The organism is Aquitalea pelogenes (assembly GCF_041914625.1).
Classification (GTDB): domain Bacteria; phylum Pseudomonadota; class Gammaproteobacteria; order Burkholderiales; family Chromobacteriaceae; genus Aquitalea; species Aquitalea pelogenes.
Genome location: NZ_JAYSDA010000015.1, coordinates 81277 through 102276, shown reverse-complemented (window position 1 = coordinate 102276; position 21000 = coordinate 81277). Strand labels below are relative to the sequence as shown.

General features: G+C 64.7%; 15 protein-coding genes and 1 riboswitch. Of the genes, 1 reads left to right on the top strand and 14 read right to left on the bottom strand.

Annotated elements, in window-relative coordinates:
- Positions 1-426: 426 nt before the first annotated feature.
- The 12 genes from ACE3SE_RS13170 to cbiB form a co-directional block, all read right to left on the bottom strand.
- Positions 427-1191: a cobalamin biosynthesis protein gene (locus ACE3SE_RS13170; RefSeq protein WP_374555881.1), complete on the bottom strand. Its 765-nt coding sequence runs from the start codon at positions 1189-1191 to the stop codon at positions 427-429.
- A complete protein-coding gene (gene cobM, locus ACE3SE_RS13165) occupies positions 1188-2027 on the bottom strand; it encodes a precorrin-4 C(11)-methyltransferase (RefSeq protein WP_374555879.1) in 840 nt (279 codons plus the stop codon). Before cobM ends, ACE3SE_RS13170 begins: the two co-directional genes overlap by 4 nt.
- Positions 2024-2755 (bottom strand): precorrin-2 C(20)-methyltransferase, encoded by a 732-nt coding sequence (cobI, locus tag ACE3SE_RS13160; protein WP_374555877.1) that lies wholly within the window; start codon positions 2753-2755, stop codon positions 2024-2026. Before cobI ends, cobM begins: the two co-directional genes overlap by 4 nt.
- Positions 2748-3902, bottom strand: a complete 1155-nt coding sequence (gene cbiD, locus ACE3SE_RS13155) for a cobalt-precorrin-5B (C(1))-methyltransferase CbiD (protein ID WP_374555875.1) — start codon at positions 3900-3902, stop codon at positions 2748-2750. Before cbiD ends, cobI begins: the two co-directional genes overlap by 8 nt.
- Entirely contained in the window at positions 3899-5470 is a 1572-nt protein-coding gene (locus ACE3SE_RS13150; protein WP_374555873.1) for a precorrin-8X methylmutase, read from the bottom strand. Before ACE3SE_RS13150 ends, cbiD begins: the two co-directional genes overlap by 4 nt.
- Positions 5467-6207, bottom strand: a complete 741-nt coding sequence (locus ACE3SE_RS13145) for a cobalt-precorrin-7 (C(5))-methyltransferase (protein WP_374555883.1) — start codon at positions 6205-6207, stop codon at positions 5467-5469. Before ACE3SE_RS13145 ends, ACE3SE_RS13150 begins: the two co-directional genes overlap by 4 nt.
- Before the next feature lie 10 nt (positions 6208-6217).
- A complete protein-coding gene (locus ACE3SE_RS13140; RefSeq protein ID WP_374555871.1) occupies positions 6218-8161 on the bottom strand; it encodes a putative cobaltochelatase in 1944 nt (647 codons plus the stop codon).
- Positions 8158-12339 carry a cobaltochelatase subunit CobN gene (locus ACE3SE_RS13135; protein ID WP_374555869.1) on the bottom strand — a complete coding sequence of 1394 codons (4182 nt, stop codon included), beginning with the start codon at positions 12337-12339 and terminating at the stop codon, positions 8158-8160. Before ACE3SE_RS13135 ends, ACE3SE_RS13140 begins: the two co-directional genes overlap by 4 nt.
- Positions 12336-12665, bottom strand: coding sequence for a (2Fe-2S) ferredoxin domain-containing protein (locus tag ACE3SE_RS13130; protein ID WP_374555867.1), 330 nt, complete (start codon positions 12663-12665; stop codon positions 12336-12338). The genes ACE3SE_RS13135 and ACE3SE_RS13130 overlap by 4 nt, the downstream gene beginning before the upstream one ends.
- Positions 12666-12681: 16 nt before the next feature.
- Positions 12682-13740 carry a HoxN/HupN/NixA family nickel/cobalt transporter gene (locus tag ACE3SE_RS13125; protein ID WP_045848307.1) on the bottom strand — a complete coding sequence of 353 codons (1059 nt, stop codon included), beginning with the start codon at positions 13738-13740 and terminating at the stop codon, positions 12682-12684.
- A 101-nt stretch (positions 13741-13841) separates the two neighbouring features.
- Positions 13842-14018, bottom strand: a riboswitch (cobalamin riboswitch).
- A gap of 42 nt (positions 14019-14060) precedes the next feature.
- Positions 14061-15047, bottom strand: a complete 987-nt coding sequence (gene cobD / locus ACE3SE_RS13120) for a threonine-phosphate decarboxylase CobD (RefSeq protein WP_374555864.1) — start codon at positions 15045-15047, stop codon at positions 14061-14063.
- Complete coding sequence (cbiB, locus tag ACE3SE_RS13115; protein ID WP_374555862.1) at positions 15040-15981, bottom strand: adenosylcobinamide-phosphate synthase CbiB; 942 nt, start codon at positions 15979-15981, stop codon at positions 15040-15042. Before cbiB ends, cobD begins: the two co-directional genes overlap by 8 nt.
- Positions 15982-16094: 113 nt before the next feature.
- On the opposite strand from cbiB, the gene ACE3SE_RS13110 reads away from it, so the two are divergent.
- Positions 16095-17558 (top strand): cobyric acid synthase, encoded by a 1464-nt coding sequence (locus ACE3SE_RS13110; RefSeq protein WP_131359514.1) that lies wholly within the window; start codon positions 16095-16097, stop codon positions 17556-17558.
- 42 nt (positions 17559-17600) lie between these two features.
- On the opposite strand, the gene ACE3SE_RS13105 is transcribed toward ACE3SE_RS13110, so the two are convergent.
- Entirely contained in the window at positions 17601-20228 is a 2628-nt protein-coding gene (locus tag ACE3SE_RS13105; RefSeq protein WP_374555860.1) for a response regulator, read from the bottom strand.
- A gap of 21 nt (positions 20229-20249) precedes the next feature.
- Complete coding sequence (locus ACE3SE_RS13100; RefSeq protein ID WP_062787153.1) at positions 20250-20753, bottom strand: molybdopterin-dependent oxidoreductase; 504 nt, start codon at positions 20751-20753, stop codon at positions 20250-20252.
- Positions 20754-21000 lie beyond the last annotated feature (247 nt).

The following is a 21000-nucleotide window of genomic DNA, read 5'->3' as shown; positions in this document are numbered from 1 at the left end:
AGCCGCACCGCTCAGGGCGCGGCCGGAACTTGCGGCGCGCTACCGTCGCACCGCTTCGGACAGCCGACCGCTTAAGACCCTGAGCGCCACGACTGAGTCGGCTCGCGCTGACGGGACTGGGGCGGCTCCGACAGGTGTTTCTGATCAGAGAACCACCGTGCCGACGCCACCCTTGGCCCCATCAAGCATGCCGACGGGTGGCCGGGGCGAGGTCTTAAGCGCCTGCAATGTCTGAGCGATTTGACGTTAGCAAATCGCGAGTTCAGGCGCGCCTCGCACCGGACGGGGCCTGTCGGGCAGCCGCAGGCCATGCTTGTGGGGTGGCCTTGGAGGTGAAGGAGGGCTTGGCCAGGCAAGCCCTCTTTCCCGTCCGCCGCGCGGAAGCGGCATGTAAATCACTATCCGCGTGAGCGGATACAAAAACCCTCATTCACCTGCACCAAAATCAGCAAACCCATCCTCCACCACCGCCACCGTCACCCCTTCACGCGCCATCTTTGGCACCAGCAACCGCCCGCGCGGGCTGGCAATCAGCGCGCAGGGTTCGCACACCCCGTCCACCCCCACGTTCTGCTGCACCCAGGCGGATGGCTGGCCGGTCCAGCCGCGGGCGGCCACGTCGGCACGGGCAATCACCCGCAAGGGCAGCGCGTGACGGGCGCAGAATTCCAGCAGGCCCAGCTCATCGGCCTTGAGGTCGATGGTGGCCACCTCGCGCACGTCACTGAGGCTGCGTCCGGCCAGTGCCTGCAACACCGCCTGTTCGATGGCGTCGGCGCTCTTGCCACGGCGGCAGCCTATGCCCAGCGTCAGCGGCTTCAGCGCTTCGGTTGCCGTGGTGATGGCCGGGGTGGCTCCAGTCAGGCGGGCGACGTGGTAGGCCAGCGCATTGGCCCCGCCTTCGTGGCCGGACAGCAGCGGGATGGCAAAGCGCGCGGCTTCGTCCAGCACCACCACGGCCGGGTCGGTAAGTTTGCTTTGTGGCAGGCCATCCAGATAGCGCACGGCAATGCCGCTGGCCATCAGCAATACCCATTGGCGGTGCTGGTGGAAGACAGCAGCAAATTGCTGGCGCGCGTTGTCATCCGGCTGTTGCCAGGGCTGGTAGAGGGGGGCGTCCAGCGCGCGGGCCAGTTGCCGCGCCAGCGGCAGCGCCGATTCGCGCACGGTCCAGATGGCGGTGTGGCTCACGAGGTTTGCTGCTCCGGGTCCTGTTCCGATTGTGCTGCCAGTTCCGGCTTGCGCTTGCTCGGGCGCGGGGTTTTGCGGTCGGTGCCATCGCGGAAAATATGCGTGAAACCAGCAGCGTACAGGCTGGATTCCACCCCGCCTTCGCGTGACAACGCCGCACCTACCAGCAGCAGGGTGGTGAGCAGCCAGTCTTTCTGTTTGACCTCTTCCAGCAGCTTGCCCAGCGTGCTGCGGTGGATGGACTGGTCTGGCCAGCTGGCGCGGCGCACCAGTGCCACCGGAGTGTCCGGCGGGTAGTGCAGCAGCAGGTCGGCCACGGTGTATTTCAGCCGCTGGCCGGACAGGAAGATGCACATGGTGGCCTGGTGTTCGGCAAAGCGGGCGATGGATTCCAGCTCCGGCACCGCGCTGGCGCGGCCGGAGACGCGGGTGAGGATGATGGACTGCGAGATGGCCGGGCGGGTCAGCTCGCTGCCCAGTGCGGCTGCGGCGGCGGTGAAGGACGACACGCCGGGGACGATTTCGTATTCAATACCCAAGGCTTCCAGCCGGCGCATTTGCTCGGCGGTGGCGCCGTAGATGGCCGGGTCGCCGGAGTGCAACCGCGCTACGTCGATATTGGCGGCCTGGGCGCGGCGGTAGCAGTCTTCCTGCTGGTCCAGCGACAGTTCGGCGGTGTCGAGGATTTCGGCACCTTCACTGCAATGCTGCAGCATGTCGGTGGGCACCAGCGAACCGGCATACAGCACCATGCCGCAGCTACCCAACAGGCGCGCGCCGCGCAGGGTGATCAGGTCGGCGGCACCGGGGCCGGCACCAATGAAATAGACTTTCATGAATGACGTTTCTCTCTCGCCTGACGGCGGATCAGCATGGTGGCCAGGTAACCGCTGGCCGAGGCGTCCAGCTGGCTGACATCCGGACACAGGATTTCATCGCTCAGGCCGATGCGGCGGGCAAAGGCACAATGCTGGGCAATACCCAGCCGCGACAGCAGGGCCAGCACGTCCGGCAGACGCTGGCCGATTTTCATCAGCACCACGATGTCGTGGCTGGCGATGTCCGCTTCCAGCGCGGCCATGTCGTCCGGGCAGGGCAGAATCAGCATGCGTTCCTTGCCTTCACCCAGCGGCCAGGACAGCGCCGAGGCGGTGGCGGCAAAGCTGGTGACACCGGGAAAGGTGGTGTGGGCAAGGCCGGGCAGGCGTTCGCGCAGCGCGGCCAGCAGGTAGCCGTAGGTGGAGTAGGTCATGCTGTCGCCGATGGTGAGATAGGCGACGTTGCGGCCTTGCTCCAGTTCGGCGGCCACGCTGGCGGCCAGCGCGGCGTAGTGGTCTGCCAGCAGGCTGCGGTCCGGGTCCATGATGAATTCCACGTCACGGAATTTGCTGGCGTCGACGGGCAGGCCGGCCAGACATTGCTGTGCCACCGATTGCTCGCTGCCACGTGCGCGCGGCAGGTAGATGATGTCGGCCTGCTGCAATGCCTGCAGCGCAGCCACCGGTATCAGCCCGGCCTGGCCCGGGCCTACGCCCACGCCAATGAAATGTCCCAGTTCACTCATGTGTGTCTCCGGCGGCTGCGCCCAGCGGCGTGCCGTCCATGCTGAACAGCCGCACTGCCACGCGGCGGGCGCTGGGCAGTCGGCTGTGCATGCGGGTGGATACCCGCTGTTCTATCTCCATCCAGAAGGCTTGCGCCTGCGGATGGCCTTGCAATATCTGCACGATGTTTTCCACCGTATTGGCCTGGCGGATGGCCTGTACCAGCGCCGCGCTCAGGCCCAGTTCCTGCGCCAGTTGTGCCACATCGCCCATGGCCATGCCGCTTTTGCCGGAGTGGGTGTCCCATACCGTGGGGTCCAGCAGCTTGGCCAGCTTGCCGGGGTGGCCCAGCACCCACAGCGTGTCCAGCACCCGGCCTTGTTCCTGCAGGATGGTTTCGGCCTGTTCCAGCGAGCTGCCGACAAAGTTGGCAATCTGCACCACCTGCTTTTTCGGCAGGCCCAGTACGTCGGCGGCGTAGCCTCGGCCTATCTTGCCGGGGGTGAAGGCGATGGCGGCAGGCAGATCGCCCAGCGCCACGCGGATATACACCTCGATGGAAGCCATCCAGGCTGCCAGTGACATCGGCTCGACAATGCCGCTGGTGCCCAGGATGGAAATGCCGCCGACGATGCCCAGCATCGGATTGAAGGTGCGCTTGGCAATACGCCCGCCTTCCACACAGCCTATGGCCAGGTCAAAACCGGGGTCGGCACGGCCGGCCAGCACCTCGGCCACCGCCCACTGCATCATCTGCCGTGGTACCGGGTTGATGGCCGGTTCGCCCGGAGGAATGCGCAGGCCGGGCAGGGTGACCGTGCCCACGCCTTCGCCGGCGATAAAACGCAGCTGGCCGCTGCCATTGCACCTTACCTCGGCAAAGATGGTGGCACCGTGCGTGTTGTCCGGGTCGTCGCCACCGTCTTTCAGTACTTCGGCGCGCGCGGTGTGTTCATCCAGCAGGTCCACCGCCTGTATCGGCACGCTGAGGTAGTAGTCCGGGTCGGGCAGGCTGATGTCCACTTCGCTGGCGCGCACCCCGTCCAGCAGGCAGGCCAGCGCGGCTTTTACCGCGGCGGTGGCACAGCTGCCGGTGGTGCGACCGCGGCGCAGGCCGTTGGGGGCCGGCACCGTCAGGTCGTAGGGGACGCGCCGTTCGTGGGTCATGCCTCTTGTGCTGCCTGTTGCTGCTGGTAAACATGGCCGATGGCGTCAATCATCAGCGCATTGACGATGGTGGCTGCCCACGGCGAGCCGCCACGGGTGCCGCTATTGGTGATGCGTGGCACTTGCAGCAGGCCGCGCAGCGCGTCCTTGCATTCGCGGGTGCCGACAAAGCCCACCGGCAGTCCTACCACCAGTTGTGGCCGCCAGCCGTGTTCGCGCACCAGCCGTACCAGTTCCATGATGGCAGTGGGTGCGTCGCCAATGGCGACGATCACGTCATTGCCAAACTTTTCCCAGGCGCGGCGGATGCCGGCAGCAGAGCGGGTGAGGCCGTGGGCCTCGGCCAGCAGATAGGTTTCCGGGTCGTGCACGCCGCACCAGGTTTCCACTTCCAGCTGTTGCAGTACCGCGCGCTTGAGGCCGGTTTCCACCATGGTGACATCGGTGACGATGCGGCGGCAGCGCAGCAGGGCGCGCATGCCGATGGCGGCTGCGCCGGGGGAGAAAAACAGCTCGTCCACGCTGCTGAAGTCGCCGGTGGTGTGCACCAGCCGGTGCAGCGCGGTGTGCTGTTCTGCCGGAAAGGCCGACCAGTCACGCCCCTCGCGGATGATGCGCATGCTTTCCGCCTCGATGGGGTGCGGCACATAGGGTGGCCAGGCGGGGGCGGCGGCCGGGGTGTTGTCCTTGGCCAGCAGGCCGCGCACCTTGCCGTGATGGCCTTGTTGCGGCGTGCCCACTTGCTGTTCGAAGCCGATGATCTGCACCCGGTATTTGCACAGCGAGCAGTTCATGCTGGCGCGGCCTTCCACGCCTTCCTGTGCGCGTTCCAGAAACACCTCGGCCACATGTTCGTGCACGCCCAGATAAGGCGCGGCCAACACTTCGATATCCGGGCAGCGCGCGGCCAGATCGTCCACCGCGCCGTAAATGCGTTTGACCAGCACGCCATCGAACAGGAAGTAAGGCAGCACCACGATGCGCTCAAAGCCCAGCAGGCTGGCCGCTTTCAGCCCGTCGGCCACCAGCGGGCGGGCGGTGCCGGAATAGCAGACAAAGGATGCGCCAAAGCCCATGCCTTCTTCCAGCATGCGGGTGAGTTTGGCGATTTCCGAGTTGGCGTCCGGGTCGGTAGTGCCACGGCCCACCACCACCAGGCAGCTGTCGCCACGCGCTACGGTGCGCGTTGAGCGTGCCTCGGCCTCGATGATGCGCAGGCGGCACAGCTCCAGCAGGCGCGGGTGCAGGTCCATGGCCGCGCCAAAGTGGAAGGCGGTGTCCGGGTGTTCCTGTTGCAGCGCCAGCAGTTCGCTGGGCATGTCGTTCTTGGCATGGGTGGCGGCCAGCAGCACGCCGGGGGTCATCACCACCGTCTTGGCACCATCGGCAATGGCTTCTGCCACCGCCTGGTCGATGGTGGGCGTGGCGAATTCCAGAAAGCCGTGGTAGATGCGGCGCTGCGGTGCACGCTGGCGCATCAGCTCAACCAGTGCCATGAATTCGGCGATACCGGCCGGGTCGCGGCTGCCATGCCCGGCCAGCACGATGCTGTAGTCCTGCGTGCTCATTGCGCCTGCTCCGGCGTGGGCAAATGGCTGGGCTCGATCTGGCTGGCCATCGGCGTTTTGGTGCGGATCAGCATGATGCTCATGTCCGAGCAGCGGTGTTCGGCGCACTCGGCCAGCGTGCCGTGCCATTCGGCTTCGCCACGGGTGAGGTTTTCCCACACTTCCACCTGCTGGTCGGCCGGAATGCCGTTTTCCAGCAGGTAGGCGGCGATATGCCAGGGCATGAAGGAGCGCGCCTCGTCCCAGGGACAGGGAATCACGATGGCATTGCGCTGGTCTTGCAGCACATGCACCAGATGGCGCTTGAACGGGGTGAGGTCGCCACGGCGGTGGAAGGTGATGAAGGTGGTTTCGTCAAAACACACCTTGGCACGCGAGGCCAGCACCTGGGCCGAGGACAGACCGGGCATGGTTTCCACCGGGTGGCCACAGGCGCGTTCCACCCGCTCCAGATACTGGAAGCCGCTGAAATGGATGTCTCCCATGAATACCACCACGCAGTTCTTGCCGGCGTGGTGCAATTTGGCCACTTCGTCCAGTTGGGCCACCTGATCGCGGTAACCCATCTGGATGACCTGGGCGCTGTCCGGAATCAGCGGGCGCACCACGTCGATGACGGCATTGAAACCGGCCACCACGTCGGCATTGGCAATGAGCTCGGCCGAGCGGCGTGGCAGGTAGCCGATATCGCCGGGACCGGCACCGATGCAGATAATCATGTCTGTTCCTTTATGCAGCGCGACGGCATCAGCCCAGTCGCGCCTGAATCGTGATGGTGAGTTGTTCGCTGGACAGCTGCTCGCACGGCAGGTATTCCGCCCGCATGGCCTGGGCCAGCTCGCGGGCGCGGCCCAGCTTCACATAAGCTTGTTCGGTATCCAGCACCAGCGCCGGAATGGCGGCGTCGGCCAGTTCGCCCGCCAGTTGCAGGCTTTGCTGCCACGGGTCGGCATGGTCTTCGCCCAGTGCCACATTGGCGCGGCCGTCGCTCAGCACTACCAATAGCGGCGACAAGCCCTGCGCACCCTGACGGCCCAGCGTGGTGGCGGCCAGTTGCAATGCATGCGGCAGCGGGGTGCGACCACCGGTGGGCAGCGCGTGCAGCGCCTGTTCGGCTTGCTCCACCTGACGGGTGGGCGGCAGCACCAGCTCGGCCTGACGGCCACGGAAGGCGATGACGGCAATCTGGTCGCGGCGCTGGTAGGCGTCCTGCAGCAGGCTGAGTACCGTGCCCTTTACCTGTTCCATGCGCTGCTGGGCGGCCATGGAGCCGGAGGCATCCACCACCAGCACGATCAGATTGCCCTGTTTTGCCGTACGCACCTTGTCGTGCAGGTCGGCGCGGGTGACGGCAAATTCCGCCGGATTACGCTGGATGGCATGGCGCAGGGTGGCGTCCAGTGCCAGTGCCTGCGGTTGGGCATTGGGCACGGCGCGCACGCTGTGACCCCGCCGTGCATTCAGCACCGTGCTGCGGCGGCCGCTGGCCTCGCTGTCGCTGCTGTGGCTGGCCAGGCGGATGGTGCCGATGTCCTGCGGCGCGCGAGCGGCAAACACCTGTTCGCTGCCGTTATCTGCTGGTGACTGCTGGTCCTGCTCGTCGTCAGCGGGCGTGTCTTGCTGCTCGCCCGGCTGTTGTTCAGTGGTGGTGGTGTCATCGGCTGGGCTGGTGGGCGGCGGATTTTGCGCTTGCTGCGTCAGCTCGTCCAGCTTGTCCTGATCCAGCCCGCTTTGCTCGAAAGGCTTGCGGCGGCGACGGTGCGGCAGCACCAGCATGGCGGCAGTGCGGATGTCTTCGGCACTGACCTGTGCCCGCGCATCCAGCGCAGCCAGTGCCCGTGCCGCCTTGTGCAGCACGATGTCGGCGCGCAGGCTGGCCACTTCGAATTCGCAGCACAGCTGGCTGATGAAGTCGAACAGGTGCTCGCTTACCGTTACCGTGGCCAGCATGGCCTGGGCCTGACGAATCTGCTCCTGCAGCGCGCTGCCATCGGCCTGCCAACGGGCGGCAAAAGCCTGCGGGTCGGCTTCGAAAGCCAGGCGGCGGCGTACCACCTCGCTGCGGATGGCGGCATCGCGCGGGGCGCTTACGTCCACCATCAGGCCAAAGCGGTCCAGCAGTTGCGGGCGCAGCTCGCCTTCTTCCTGGTTCATGGTGCCCAGCAAGGTGATGCGCGCCGGGTGGCTGATGGACAGGCCTTCGCGCTGCACGGTGTTGACGCCCATGGCGGCCACGTCCAGCAGCACGTCCACCAGATGGTCGGCCAGCAGGTTCACTTCGTCGATGTACAGCAGGCCGCGGTGGGCATTGGCCAGCAGACCGGGCTTGAAAGCCTGGCGGGCCTGCTTGAGCGCCTGTTCAAAGTCCAGGCTGCCCAGTACGCGGTCTTCGCTGGCACCCAGCGGCAGGTTGACGAAGGGGACGGCGGCATCTTCCGCCACCGCGTGTTCGCCCTGACAGCAGCTGCATTCGGGCAAGGGGGAGGCCGGGTCGCAGTTGAAGGCACAGCCCGGCACGCGGCGGATGGGCGGCAAAATGGCCGCCAGCCCGCGTGCGGCGGTGCTCTTGGCACTGCCCTTGTCACCACGGATCAGCACACCGCCTATGCTCGGGTCCACCGCGCACAGCAGCAGCGCCTGCTTCAGTTGTTCCTGACCGACGATGGCGGCAAACGGATAAATCTGTTTCATGAGCGGCCTTGCGGATGTTCGCCACGCGCTTCGAGCATGGCTTCGCTATTCAGATGCAGTTGTTGCAGCGCGGCCAGGGTTTCCGGCCTGGGCTGCTGCCACAGCTGGCGCTGGGCGGCTTCCAGCAGGCGTTCGCTGATGGCATTGAGCGCCCACGGGTTGCTGTCGGCAAAAAACTGCTGCATGGCCGGGTCCAGCGCGTAGCGGGCGGCCAGTTCCTCGTATACCCAGTCGTCCACCACATGGGCGGTGGCATCGTAGCCGAACAGGTAGTCCACGGTGGCAGTCAGTTCCAGACCGCCCTTGTAGCCGTGCTGCTGGATGCTGGCAATCCACTTGGGGTTGGCCACGCGCGAGCGGAACACGCGCAGCACTTCTTCCTTCAGCCCGCGCACTTGCGGCTGGTCCGGATTATGGCTGTCGCCAAAGAAGGCACGCGGCTGACGGCCGGTCAGGCTGCGGATGGTGGCAATCATGCCGCCGTGGTACTGCAGGTAGTCGTCGCTGTCGAAGATGTCGTGTTCGCGATTGTCCTGATTGTGTAGCGCCACTTCCACGCCGGACAGGCGATGGCGCAGCGCGTCGCGCGCATCGGCCCCCTGTACCTGACGGCCATAGGCATAGCCGCCCCAGTTGAGGTAGGCGGTGGCGAAGTCGGCATCGGTCTGCCAGTTCTGCTCGTTGATCAGCGGCAGAATACCGGCACCGTAGCTGCCGGGCTTGGCACCGAAGATGCGCAGCAGCGCCGGTTCGGCGGCGTGGTCGGGCAGGGCTTGCAGTAACTGCTGGCGCATATCGTCCAGATAATGCTTGCGCAGGTAGTTGTCAGCCGGGTCTTCGTCCAGCATGGCCACCGCCTGTACTGCGTCGTCCACCAGCGCAATCAGCTGCGGGAAGGCATCGCGGAAAAAGCCGCTGATGCGCACCGTAACGTCAATGCGCGGGCGGCCCAGCTCGGCCAGCGGAATCACCTCGATACCGGCCACACGGCGGCTTTCGGCCTGCCAGCGCGGACGCACGCCCAGCAGGGCGAGGATTTCGGCAATATCGTCGCCATGGGTGCGCATGGCGCTGGTGCCCCATACGCTGATGCTGACCGATTCCGGATAGCTGCCGGTTTCCTTGCGGTGGCGCGCCAGCATTTCATTGGCCAGCTGGCTGCCCACCTGCCAGGCCGCTTGCGAGGGCAGGCCGCGCGGGTCTACCGAATAGAAATTGCGTCCGGTAGGCAGGATGTGCGCCATGCCACGGGTGGGCGCGCCGCTGGGGCCTGCCGGGACATACCCACCGGCCAGACCGCGCAGCAGGTTGTCGATTTCCTCGTGGGTGCGCGCCAGATTGGGCAGCAGTTCGCGCTGGATATAGGCCAGCACCTGTTGCAGGGCCTGGCTGTCACCGGCCTGCGGCAGCACGGCGGCAATGATGGCGGGCAGCGGCGAGCTGACCGGGGCCAGCAAGCGGGCAACCAGCTGGCGGGCCAGCTGGTTGATGTGGTCGATGGCATCGCTGCGGGTGTGCAGCAGTTGCGGGCTGCTCATTTCCAGCGGGGCGGGCACGTTTTCCAGGCGGCGGCCCTTGTCGTCCTGCAATGCCTCCCACTCCACCCCCAACGCGGCGGCCACGCTGGCGGGCAAGCTGGGTACAGCCAGGTTGGGCAGGCGGGTGAGGGCGCACAGCATGTCCACCAGTGCCTCGCCCTGCGGGGCCTGACCGAGAATGTGCAGGCCATCGCGGATTTGCGCTGCGCCCAGTTCGCACAGATAGCCGTCGATGTCCTCGATCAGGTGGGCCACATCCACGCCCTCCATTTTGGCCAGCGTCAGCGGTACGCCGTCGGCGTTCAGCGTGTCATCCCATTCGTGGGCATGGTCGTGGCCGTGATCGTGATGATCATGGTCGTGGTGATGGTGCCCGTGTCCATGGTGATGATGCCCATGGTCATGATGGTGATGATCATGCGCGCCATGGCTGTGCGCTGCGCCCTTGGCTACCGGGCGGAACTGCATGCCGGCTGCCTTGGCTGGCGTTGCTTTCCCGGCTTTGGCTGGCTGGCTCAGGCGATAGCCCGCTGGCGCTGCCTTGGGCGCATGCGGGTGGGCATGATCATGGCCGTGGTGATGGTCGTCATGGTCGTGGTGGGCGTGATGATGGTGATCATGCGCGTGATGGTCATGGTCGTGCTCATGTTCATCATGGTGATGATGATCGTGTCCCAGCATGGCGGCCAGATCGCTATCCAGCTTTGCTTCCTTGATCAGGTCCCAGATTTGCTGCTGCAACAGTGGCAGCTTGTTCGGGTCCAGCATTTCCACCTGGTAGTACTCGTCCACCAGCTGGGTGAGCTGGGCCAGCGGGCCGTAGGTGTCGGCGGTGGTCATCGGCGGGGTCAGGTGGTCGATGATGACCGAATGGGCGCGACGCTTGGCCTGCGAGCCTTCACCCGGATCGTTCAGGATAAAGGGGTAGAACATCGGCATGTCGCCCAGCAGCGCGTCGGGGAAACAGTGCTCCGACACGCCCACGCCCTTGCCCGGCAGCCATTCCAGCGTGCCGTGCTTGCCCACGTGGACAATGGCGTCGGCCTGCCATTCGTCGCGCAGCCAGCAGTACAACGCGTAGTAGTGATGGGTGGGCGGCAGGTCCGGCGTGTGGTAGATGGCGTCCGGGTCCATGCCATAGCCACGCGGCGGTTGCAGCGCGACAAAGGCATTGCCCAGCTCCATGCCGGCAAATACCAGCTGGTCGCCATCCACATAAGCCTTGCCCGGCGCTTGGCCCCAGCGCTCCAGCATGCGTTGTTGCAGCGGGGCGGGCAGTTCGGCAAACCATGTCTGGTAACGCGCCAGCGGCACGCGGGCCACGGCATTGCGCAGTTGCTCGGCGCTGAGGTAGTCGGTGTCGTAACAGCCGCGGTCGATCAGGCTGTGCATCAGCGCGTCGCTGCTCTCCGGCAGCGGGCCCATCCGGTAGCCATTGGCCTGCATCGCCTGCAGCAGCGTATACAGCGAGGCGGCGGAATCCAGCCCCACCGCATTGCCCACTTGCGAGGCCTTGCTGTTGGAGTTGGTAAAGATAAAGGCTACCCGCTTGTCCGCTGCTGGGGTGTGCTTGAGCCGCGCCAGCCGGGCGGCAATGCCGGCCAGACGGCGCATGCGGTCCGGCAGTGGCTGGTAGTCGCTGCTGGCCGGGTCTTCCGGCTTGAACGATACCGGCACGCCGATGATGCGGCCGTCAAATTCCGGCAGCGCCACATTCATGGCGGTGTCCAGCGGGTTCAACCCGCGCTCGGATGCTTCCCACTGCGCCTGGGTCATGCTGCTGGTGATGGCTTGCAGCACCGGGATGTCCAGCTGTTCGAAGGCTTCTACTGCCCAGCTGGCCTGGGTCGCGCCTTCGGCATTCACTTCGCCCATGGCAAAGGAGGTGGTGTTGATCAGCACGCAGGGCTGGCCGGCACGCGGGTCGCGCAGCAGTTGCAGCGCGGCAGGCAGGCCCTGCTCATCCTGGCTGCGCAGCGAGGAGGTAAACAGCGGCAGCGCGTTGATCTGCCGCTCGGCCAGCATGTCCACCAGCATGTCGATGAAGCGGGTGTTGCCGCTCAGCCAGTGGGCACGGTAGAAGCTGATGGCCACCGTGGGCCAGCCGGGCTGGCGAATTTCACACCAGTCATCCAGGCTGCAGCCGTCGGACAGTTCCGGGTGATACAGGCCGTGTTCCGGCAATGCGGCTGGCGGCAGGTAGCCGTGGCCGGTGAGCAACAGGCGGTCGGACAGATAGCGCATCAGCTGCGCCATATTGCTGCTGCCACCGGCTTGCAGGTAGGCATTGGCGTCCTGCTGGATGGCCGGGGGGACGGTGCTGAGGGCGGCCAGTTCCGGGTCCGGCTCGCCGGTGCCGCTGAGGATGATCAGCGCCTGTCGCCGTGCCAGCGCCTGCTGGCGCAGGGCATCGAAAGCGGGGATGGCCTGCACCCGGCCCAGTACGCGCAGCAGCAGGATGCGGGCGCTGGCCAGCGGGCCGTCCAGCAACTGCTGCATCTGGTTTTCATCGGTGATGTGTTGCAGGGCAAGGCCGGACACCGGGCTGAAATCCTGCGGCCAGTGGACGCGGCCCAGCGCGGTAAGGTCGGTGCCGGCATGGCTGAGCAGCACGATGCCGCCAGTATTGTCATGCGTCATTGCGGGCTTTCCGTGCTGACATCGCCCGTGCCCAGGCGATGGAAAATCAGGGGTTCCACTGGTGTGCCGCCGTGCAGGTGCTCGCTGACAATGCGCTGTACTGCACTGGCATCCACCTTGCGATACCACACGCCCTCCGGGTAAACCACCATGATGGGGCCTTCCTTGCACACGGCAAAACAATGGCTGCGGGTGCGTTTCACCTTCAGGCCGTCGCAGGCGTCAATCGCCTGGCCCAGTTGCTTGAACATGGCCTCGGCCTGCTGGCCGTTTTCGGTACAGCGCGGGCCGGTACACATCAGCACGTGTTTGTAATGCAGTCGCATGCGGTTCTCGCGGCAATCACCCAGCCTGTTGGCCGGGCAGGGTGTCAAAACGTTTCCACTTGTAGATGGCGGCGGACAGCGCCCAGGTAAGGGCAAACAAGGCCACCACGAAATAGCCGAAGTGGGCCAGATTGTCGTTGAGCATGGCCACCACATCCCAGGCACCGCCGCTCAGCTTCAGCTTGTCGGCAATCAGGCCCAGGGTTTCCAGCCCGCCTATGCACACGGCCACCAGTACCGACACCAGCGTGATGGTGAGGTTGTACCACAGCTTGCGGATGGGGTTGATGAAGGCCCAGCCGTACACTTCCACCATCAGCATGCTGTCCAGCGTGTCCACCAGCGCCATGCCGGCGGCAAACAGCACCGGAAACACCATGATGTTCCACAAGGGAATGCCGTCCGCGCTTTGCGAGGAGGCAATGGCAAACAGGCCGATTTCGGTGGCGGTATCAAAACCCAGGCCAAACAGCAGGCCGATGGGCAGCATGTGCCAGCTTTTGCTCACCATGCGGAACAAGGGCCGCAGCAGGCGCGACAGCATGCCACGGTTGCCCAGCAGGATGTTGAGCTGCTCGTCACACACGGCTTCACCCGCGCGGGCGCGGCGGAAGCTGTGCCAGATGCCGCGCAGCGCAGACAGGTTCATTGCGGCCAGCGCCAGCAGGAAAAAGGCGGAAATGCCGGTGCTGATGGCCCCGCCGATTTCACGGAAGCCGTTGATCTGGTCTTGCAGCGCGCGGGTGGCAAACACCACCGCAGCCACCGCGGCAATCACCAGCAGGGAATGACCGATGGAAAAGAAAAAACCCACGCACAGCGGTTGCTGGTTTTCCTGCATCAGCTTGCGCACGGTGTTGTCGATGGCGGCGATATGGTCGGCATCCACGGCATGGCGCAAGCCCAGCAGGTAAGCCAGCAAAGCGGTGCCCAGCTGGGCCGGGTGGTCGGCAAAGGCGGTGAGTGCCCAGGCCCATACCAGCAGGTTGGCTGCCAGCAAGGGCAGCAACACCAGTAAATGACGGGAGCGGCGCTTGCCGCTGTAAGGTAAGGAAGAACGCAGATCTGCTTGCATGATGCCCTCGGAGACGATACGTCGCCGCAAGCGAGGGCACTGTCCGCCTGCAGTGGGCGGCATCGTGCAATCCCCCGGTACACCCCGCCCGGATTCAGCCTGCGTCGACACGTATGACGGCCGGTCTCCTGGCTCGCGCTTCTTTACCCGGCATCGCCTTCCCGGATGGGCCGGTGGCATGTGATGCGGACTCGTCGCTTACAGTTGCGGGGGCAGCTGCGGTGTCTCACCGCATTCCCGTTTCACCCCGATGGGGCACCGTCATGGAAGCGGGCATGATACGTGACAAGCGGGTAAATGGGAATTCTGCCGACTGATTTTCAAGGCTTTTCCCATTGACCAAGTGCGGTTTCCAGCCGCTGCCAGCCCGCTTCGTCGGGTGGCAGGCCAAGGCGCAGGCTGGGGCCATCGGCAAAGCGGCGCACCAGAATGCCTTTGCTCGCCAGAAAGTCGAACAAGGCCGGGCAGTACGCCCCGTGTAGCCACTGGAACAGGCGGCTGCCGCCTGCCGGAGTCAGGCCGTGGTCTTGCAGTAGCTGCTGCAAACGCTGGCTGTCGCGGGCCAGTTGCCCGCGCATGGTTTGCTGCCAGACGTGGTCCTGCAAGGCCAGTTTCACCACTTCACGCGCCGGGCCGTTGATGCTCCACGGGCCGATGGCTTCGGCCAGCTGTTGCAGCAGGGCCGGCCAGGCAAACACAAAACCCACCCGCGCGCCAGCCAGACCGAAGAACTTGCCCACCGAGCGCAGGATAATCAGCCCCGGCAGGCCGACATCACCCAGCAGGCTGTGTTCCGGTGTGGCGTCCATGAAGGCTTCGTCAATGACCAGCCAGCCGCCGCGGCTGGCCAGCCGGGCACGCCAGTCTTGCAGCCGGCCGCGGGAAAAGGTGGTGCCGGTGGGGTTGTTGGGGTGGCACAGCAGCAGCACGTCCAGTTCATCAAGCGCCGTGTCGATGTCCTCGGGCGCATGACGGCTTAGCGTGTGGCCGTGCTGTTCCCAGTGCCAGGGGTGTTCGGCATAACACAAGGGCAGCATGCCCACCCGGCAGGGCGGGCGCAGCGTCGGCAGCAGCTGGATGGCAGGCTGGGAACCGGCCACCGGCAGCAGCAGCGGGCTGCCATAGTAATCCGCCGCGGCTTGTTCCAGCCCGTCGTCCTGTTCTGGCAGGCGCTGCCAGCTGCGCGGGCTGATGGGCGGCACCGGCCAGCCTTGCGGGTTCAGCCCGGTGGACAGGTCCAGCCAGTTTTTCACCGCAATGCCGTATTGCTCTGCGGCACGCAGGATGCCGCCACCGTGTTCAAGCATGAGAAAAACTCCAGTTGAGCAAGCCAGCCAGCAAAGCCAGCGCCACCCACAGCCACAGGCTGCGCTGTACCAGCGCGATGGCGCGGGCGATGTCCTCGGCCACCGGCGGGCGTTGCAGGCCCAGGGTGGGGCGCTGTTTCAGCTTGCCGTGATAGCTGGCGGCACCGCCCAGCAGCACACCCAGCGCACCAGCACCGGCGGCCATCACCGGCCCGGCATTGGGGCTGTACCAGGTGGGGGCCTGGGCGCGCCAGCATTGCCAGCCCTGACGGGTATGGCCCAGCAGGATGTAAGTCAGCGCGGTGAGGCGGGCGGGAATCAGGTTGAGCACATCGTCAAAGCGGGCGGCGGCCCAGCCAAAGTGCAAAAAGCGTTCGTTGCGGTAGCCCCACATGGCGTCCAGGGTATTGGCGGCGCGGTACAGCACCACGCCCGGTGCGCCCAGCAGCAGAAACCAGAACACGGCAGCAAAAATGGCATCGCTGCCGTTTTCCAGCACCGATTCGATGGTGGCGCGCGCTACCGCGGTTTCGTCCAGTTCGCTGGTGTTGCGGCTGACGATCATCGACACCTTGTAGCGGGCCAGCGGCAGGTCACCAGCGCGCAGCGCATCCAGCACGGCTTGCGCATGCTCACGCAGGCTCTGTGCGCCAATGGCGAGGTACAGTAACAAGACCGAAACCAGCTGCCCGATCCACGGTAAACGTGACAGCCCGCAGGCCAGGCCGGTCAATGGCAGCAGCAACAGGCTGATGCCCAGCACGCCACGCAAACGCATGCGCCACACCGGCTCGGTCTGGGGGGAGGCCGGGTAAAGTGCATGCTCCACCTTGCGTACCAGATAGCCATAACCCACCAGCGGATGCCAGCGCCGTGGCTCACCCAGCAGGCGGTCCAGCACCACGGCCAAAAACAGAAAAACAGCTGAAATCACATCACTCGCCTATATAATCGCCGGCTTCAGGACAGCTGCATGGCTGGCTGTCCATGGTCGAAAAAAGCGTCATTTTAGGGGGCTTCCCGAAAAAATGCGCGCCGGAGAACAGCATGTCTGCCAAAACCATCATGATTCAGGGCACCACTTCGGATGCCGGCAAGAGCACTTTCGCCACCGGCTTCTGCCGTTTGCTGGCCCGGCGCGGGCTGCGCGTGGCCCCGTTCAAGCCGCAGAACATGGCGCTCAACAGTGCGGTGACGGTGGATGGCGGCGAGATTGGCCGCTCGCAAGCGGTGCAGGCGCTGGCCTGCGGCGTGGAGCCGCATACCGACATGAACCCGGTGCTGCTCAAGCCCAATAGCAATACCGGTTCCCAGCTCATCATCCAGGGGCGGGCGGTGGGCAATATGGACGCGGTGTCCTACCACGCTTACAAGCCGGTGGCGATGCAGGCGGTGTTGCAGTCGCACGCCCGGCTGGCCACGCAATACCAGTGCATCGTGGTGGAAGGGGCGGGCAGCCCGGCGGAAATCAATCTGCGCGAGGGAGATATCGCCAATATGGGCTTTGCCGAGGCAGTGGACTGCCCGGTGGTGCTGGTGGCGGATATCGAGCGCGGCGGCGTGTTCGCCCATCTGGTGGGCACGCTGGAATTGCTGTCCGACAGCGAACGCGCGCGGGTGGTGGGGCTGGTGATCAACCGCTTCCGTGGCGACCCGGCGCTGTTGCAGTCCGGCGTGGAGTGGGTGGAACAGCGCACCGGCAAGCCGGTGCTGGGCGTGCTGCCGTATCTGAATGGTCTGCATATCGAGGCGGAAGACAGCCTGGCGCTCAATCGTCCGCAAGGCGAACATGCGCCGCAGCAAACGCTGCGCGTGGTGGTGCCGGTGTTGCCGCGCATCAGTAATCACACCGATTTCGATCCGCTGCGCCTGCACCCGCAAGTGGAGCTGTTGCTGGTCAAGCCCGGACAGCCGCTGCCGCCTGCCGACCTGATCATCCTGCCCGGCAGCAAGAGTGTGCGGGCTGATCTGGCCAGCTTGCGCGCAGCAGGCTGGGAGGCTGCCATTGCCCGCCACCTGCGCTATGGCGGCAAGTTGATCGGCATTTGTGGCGGTCTGCAGATGCTGGGCCAGCAGCTGCACGACCCACTGGGGCTGGAAGGCGAGGCGGGCAGCAGTGACGGCCTGGGCTGGCTGGAGATGGAAACCACGCTGGCCACGCACAAGCAGCTGACGCGGGTGAACGGCCAGCTGACGCTGGGTGCGGCAGCGGTGAGCGGCTATGAAATCCACATGGGGGTCAGTACCGGTGCGGCACTGGCGCAGCCTGCGGTGCGGCTGGAGGATGGCCGCTGCGACGGGGCCATCAGCGCCGATGGCCAGATTCTGGCCACCTATCTGCACGGGGTGTTCGATCAACCGGCAAGCCTGGCCGCGCTGTTGCAATGGGCCGGGCTGGCTGCGCCGCAGCCGCTGGACTACCCGGCCATCCGCGAGGCGCATATCGAGCGGCTGGCCGACATGCTGGAGCAGCATCTGGACCTGACACCGCTGGCGCGCTGGCTGCCCTGATTGGCCAGTCCTGATCGGCCTGTCCTGATCGGCCTGCTGTGGTCAGCCAGTTGTGGCGTCTTGCGGCGGCAGGTACGGGTGGATTTCCACCAGCAGGGCCTGATGGCAATCCAGCAACTGGGGCAGCAATTGCTCCAGTTCGGCTGCGGATTGCTGCTGGGCGGCGGATTCAATGCGGTAACACAGGGCCGCAAACGGTGCCGCACCAATCGACAGCGCCGCCCCGCGCAGCGCATGGGAGAACATGGCGATATCGGTCATGCGTTGCTGGCTGACAGCCTGCTGCAGTTTTTCCAGTCGCAACTGGGCATCGCGCACAAAGGTTTGCAGCAGGGTGAGCAGGAATTCCTGATCACCATCACAGTTTTCCAGGGTTTTCTGGTAGTCCAGCTGGCCGCTGGAGGCGGCCTCGGCCTGCGGGGCCGCATGCTGGGGCAGGGTGCCCTCGCCACTCAGTACCCGTTCTATTTCCTCGAACAGGCGCTGGGCATCCACCGGCTTGCTGACGTAGCCATCCATGCCGGCAGCCAGGCAGCGTTCCCGGTCGCCGGTCATGGCATTGGCGGTCATGGCAATTACCGGCAGGCGCGGCAGTTGCTGTGCGGCTTCGCGCTGGCGTAATGCGCGGGTGGCTTCCAGACCGTCCATCACCGGCATCTGCATGTCCATCAACACCAGGTCGAAGCTGTGTGCTTGCAGCTGTTCCAGCGCCTCGGCACCGTGACCTGCCACGCTGGCGGTGCAGCCGCGGCGGCTGAGAATGGCCAGTGCCAGTTTCTGGTTGACTTCGTTGTCCTCCACCAGCAGCACATGCAGCTGCTGTTTGACTTCCCGCACGCTGTAGCGGGTGACCAGCTGGGTGCTGTTGTCGGCTGGTTCGCCGCGCAGCTGGCAGATGGTGGCCAGCAGTTCTTCCTGTGGCACCGGCTTGGTCAGATAACCGCCAATGCCCAGTTCCTGGCAGCGGCGGCCATCGCCACGCTCGCCGGAAGAGGTGAGCATGATGATGTCGGCCTGGCAGCCTTGTTGTTGCAGCTGGCGTGCCACATCGAAGCCGGACATGCCCGGCATGTGGCCATCCAGCAGGATAAGGTCGAAGGACTGTTGCTGCAGGATGGCAAGGGCGGCAAAGCCGTCCTCGGCCAGCGTGGCCTGCATGTCCCAGTTTTTCAGCAGGGCCGCCAGCCAGCTGCGGTTGGTGGGGTTGTCATCGCATACCAGCACGCGCAGGCCGGCCAGTTGTGCCGGGGTGCTGGCCGGGGCTTGCTCGGCTGCCAGCTCCAGCGGAATGGTGAAAACAAATTCCGAGCCTTGCTCCGGTACGCTGGATACATGGATTTCACCGCCCAGCAGCCCCACCAGTTTCTGGGTGATGGACAGGCCCAGCCCGGTGCCGCCATAGCGGCGGGTGGTGCTGTTGTCGGCCTGGGCAAAGGCGTCAAAGATGACACGCTGCTTTTCCGGGGCAATGCCAATACCGGTATCGCGAACCGAAAAAGTCATCAGGTAGCGGCTGGCTGTTTGTTGCTGGCCGGTGACGCTGAGCACGATTTCGCCCTGCTTGGTGAACTTCACCGCATTGCCCAGCAGATTGTTCAGCACCTGGCGCAGGCGGGACGGGTCGCTGATGACGCGGTCCGGCAGTTCCGGGGAAATCTGGCAGATGACTTCCAGGTCGCGTTCTTCCGCTTTCAGGGCAAAGGGGTAGCTGGTCTGGCTGATCAGGCTGCGTAGCGAGAAGGGCAGCGATTCGAGCACCATCTTGCCGGCATCGATCTTGGAGAAGTCCAGAATGTCGTTGATGATGGTGAGCAGCGCATCTGCTGATGACTTCACCACTTCCAGATATTCGCGCTGTTCGGCATTCAGTTCGGTATCCAGTGTCAGCTCGGTCATGCCGATGATGCCGTTCATCGGGGTGCGGATTTCATGGCTCATGTTGGCCAGGAAGGCCCCCTTGGCCACATTGGCCGCTTCCGCCAGTTCCAGTGCGCGGTCCAGCCTGCGGCTCAGCGCCTCGGCCTGTTCGCGGCGGTGTTCGCTATGCCGCAGGTTGCGCCAGGCCAGTACGGCAATCAGCACTGCCACCAGCATCAGCAAGGCCGCGGTGATGGCAACCGTGGTGTTGATGTCCTGCAGGCTCTGGTTGCTGAGATTGGCCGCATCGGTCAGGCGGGTGTTGGCACCCACCGTCAGCTCGCGCACGTTGTCGGCCACGCCGTCCAGTCGCTGCAACAGGGCGACGGCCTGGGGGCGATCGAAATAACCATCGCCGGCATTGAGCTGTTTGTCGGTCTGGGCGATCAGCCTGACCAGTGCGCCGATTTGCTGCTGATACCAGCTGCTGTTGGGAAACAGCGCGGCGAAACGGTATTCGCGCAGCAGGTTGATGCGCGACACCAGGATGTTGTAGCGCAGTTGCAGTTCGTCCAGGTCGGCGGTCTTGCCGGTGGCCTCGGCCACCTTGGCTGCGCCTAGCGTGCGGTAGTAGTCGATGCCCAGCTGGGAGTACACCCACACCACATTGTCCTGGCCCTGTTCGGCAAAACGCTTCATTTCCGACTGCTGGCGCTGATACAGCATGCCCACTACCAGCAGGGCAGCCACCAGCAGGATGCCCAGCAGCCAGACCTGATTGCGAACCGGCGTCTTGCGCGAAAACAAAGTCACAGGCGATGTCCGATACGGGGTTTATTCAACGCGGATGCGGTTAACCTGCCACACACAGCGGGAATAGATTTCCTTGGTGCGCAGTTCCGGCTTCTTGTCGAAGGGGTACATCACGAACAGCGGGCCCTTGTCGCGTACGGTCAGCACCTTGCCGTTGACCTTGCGAGCCAGGATCACGTCGTATTTTTCCAGATCAGCCAGCGGAATTTCAGCAGCGTAATCATTCAGCGCCACCACATACAGCTTGCTGCCCTTGCTGCCGGCTGCCTTGAGCACATCGCGGAACAGCGGCCCTTCAAAAGTCTGCTCTTCTTTATACCACGGGGTGGGCACTGTCATTTTTACCTGCGGTAGCTTGTCCAGCATGGCTGCGTCAAATTGCGCATCCGCACCGCTGTTCTTTTCCGAGATCAGGCCGGTAATGGTGACGATGGGGTGACCGGTGGTCTTGTCCAGCGCCAGTGCGTGGGTGGATTGCAGCGCCAGCAGGGAAGCCAGCATCAGTGCGTAGCGGATCTTTGCCATGGGCATCTTCCTTGGAGTTTAAACAGCTTTAATGACAAATCACGGAAAAAGGCTGCTTTGGTGTTAGGCATTCTACAAGCTGTCAATGAAAAAGCCATCTTTGATGCCAGGGACATCGCATGTCGGGATCTCTGCCCGGTAAAGCACCTTTTCCTTCAATTGCTTAGCGCAGGCCTGGTTTGCTGCGGCCTTTCGTGCGTCAGGTTGTTGGACAGGATTTTGCATAAGAAAAAACAATTCAGATTAA

Coding starts and splice junctions, on each gene's coding strand:
- cbiD (WP_374555875.1), bottom strand. CDS start 3,902: ATGACCCACGAACGGCGCGTCCCCTACGACCTGACGGTGCCGGCCCCC.
- ACE3SE_RS13135 (WP_374555869.1), bottom strand. CDS start 12,339: ATGACGCATGACAATACTGGCGGCATCGTGCTGCTCAGCCATGCCGGC.
- ACE3SE_RS13110 (WP_131359514.1), top strand. CDS start 16,095: ATGTCTGCCAAAACCATCATGATTCAGGGCACCACTTCGGATGCCGGC.
- ACE3SE_RS13125 (WP_045848307.1), bottom strand. CDS start 13,740: ATGCAAGCAGATCTGCGTTCTTCCTTACCTTACAGCGGCAAGCGCCGC.
- cobD (WP_374555864.1), bottom strand. CDS start 15,047: ATGCTTGAACACGGTGGCGGCATCCTGCGTGCCGCAGAGCAATACGGC.
- ACE3SE_RS13140 (WP_374555871.1), bottom strand. CDS start 8,161: ATGAAACAGATTTATCCGTTTGCCGCCATCGTCGGTCAGGAACAACTG.
- ACE3SE_RS13100 (WP_062787153.1), bottom strand. CDS start 20,753: ATGGCAAAGATCCGCTACGCACTGATGCTGGCTTCCCTGCTGGCGCTG.
- cobI (WP_374555877.1), bottom strand. CDS start 2,755: ATGAGTGAACTGGGACATTTCATTGGCGTGGGCGTAGGCCCGGGCCAG.
- ACE3SE_RS13150 (WP_374555873.1), bottom strand. CDS start 5,470: ATGAGCACGCAGGACTACAGCATCGTGCTGGCCGGGCATGGCAGCCGC.
- ACE3SE_RS13130 (WP_374555867.1), bottom strand. CDS start 12,665: ATGCGACTGCATTACAAACACGTGCTGATGTGTACCGGCCCGCGCTGT.
- cobM (WP_374555879.1), bottom strand. CDS start 2,027: ATGAAAGTCTATTTCATTGGTGCCGGCCCCGGTGCCGCCGACCTGATC.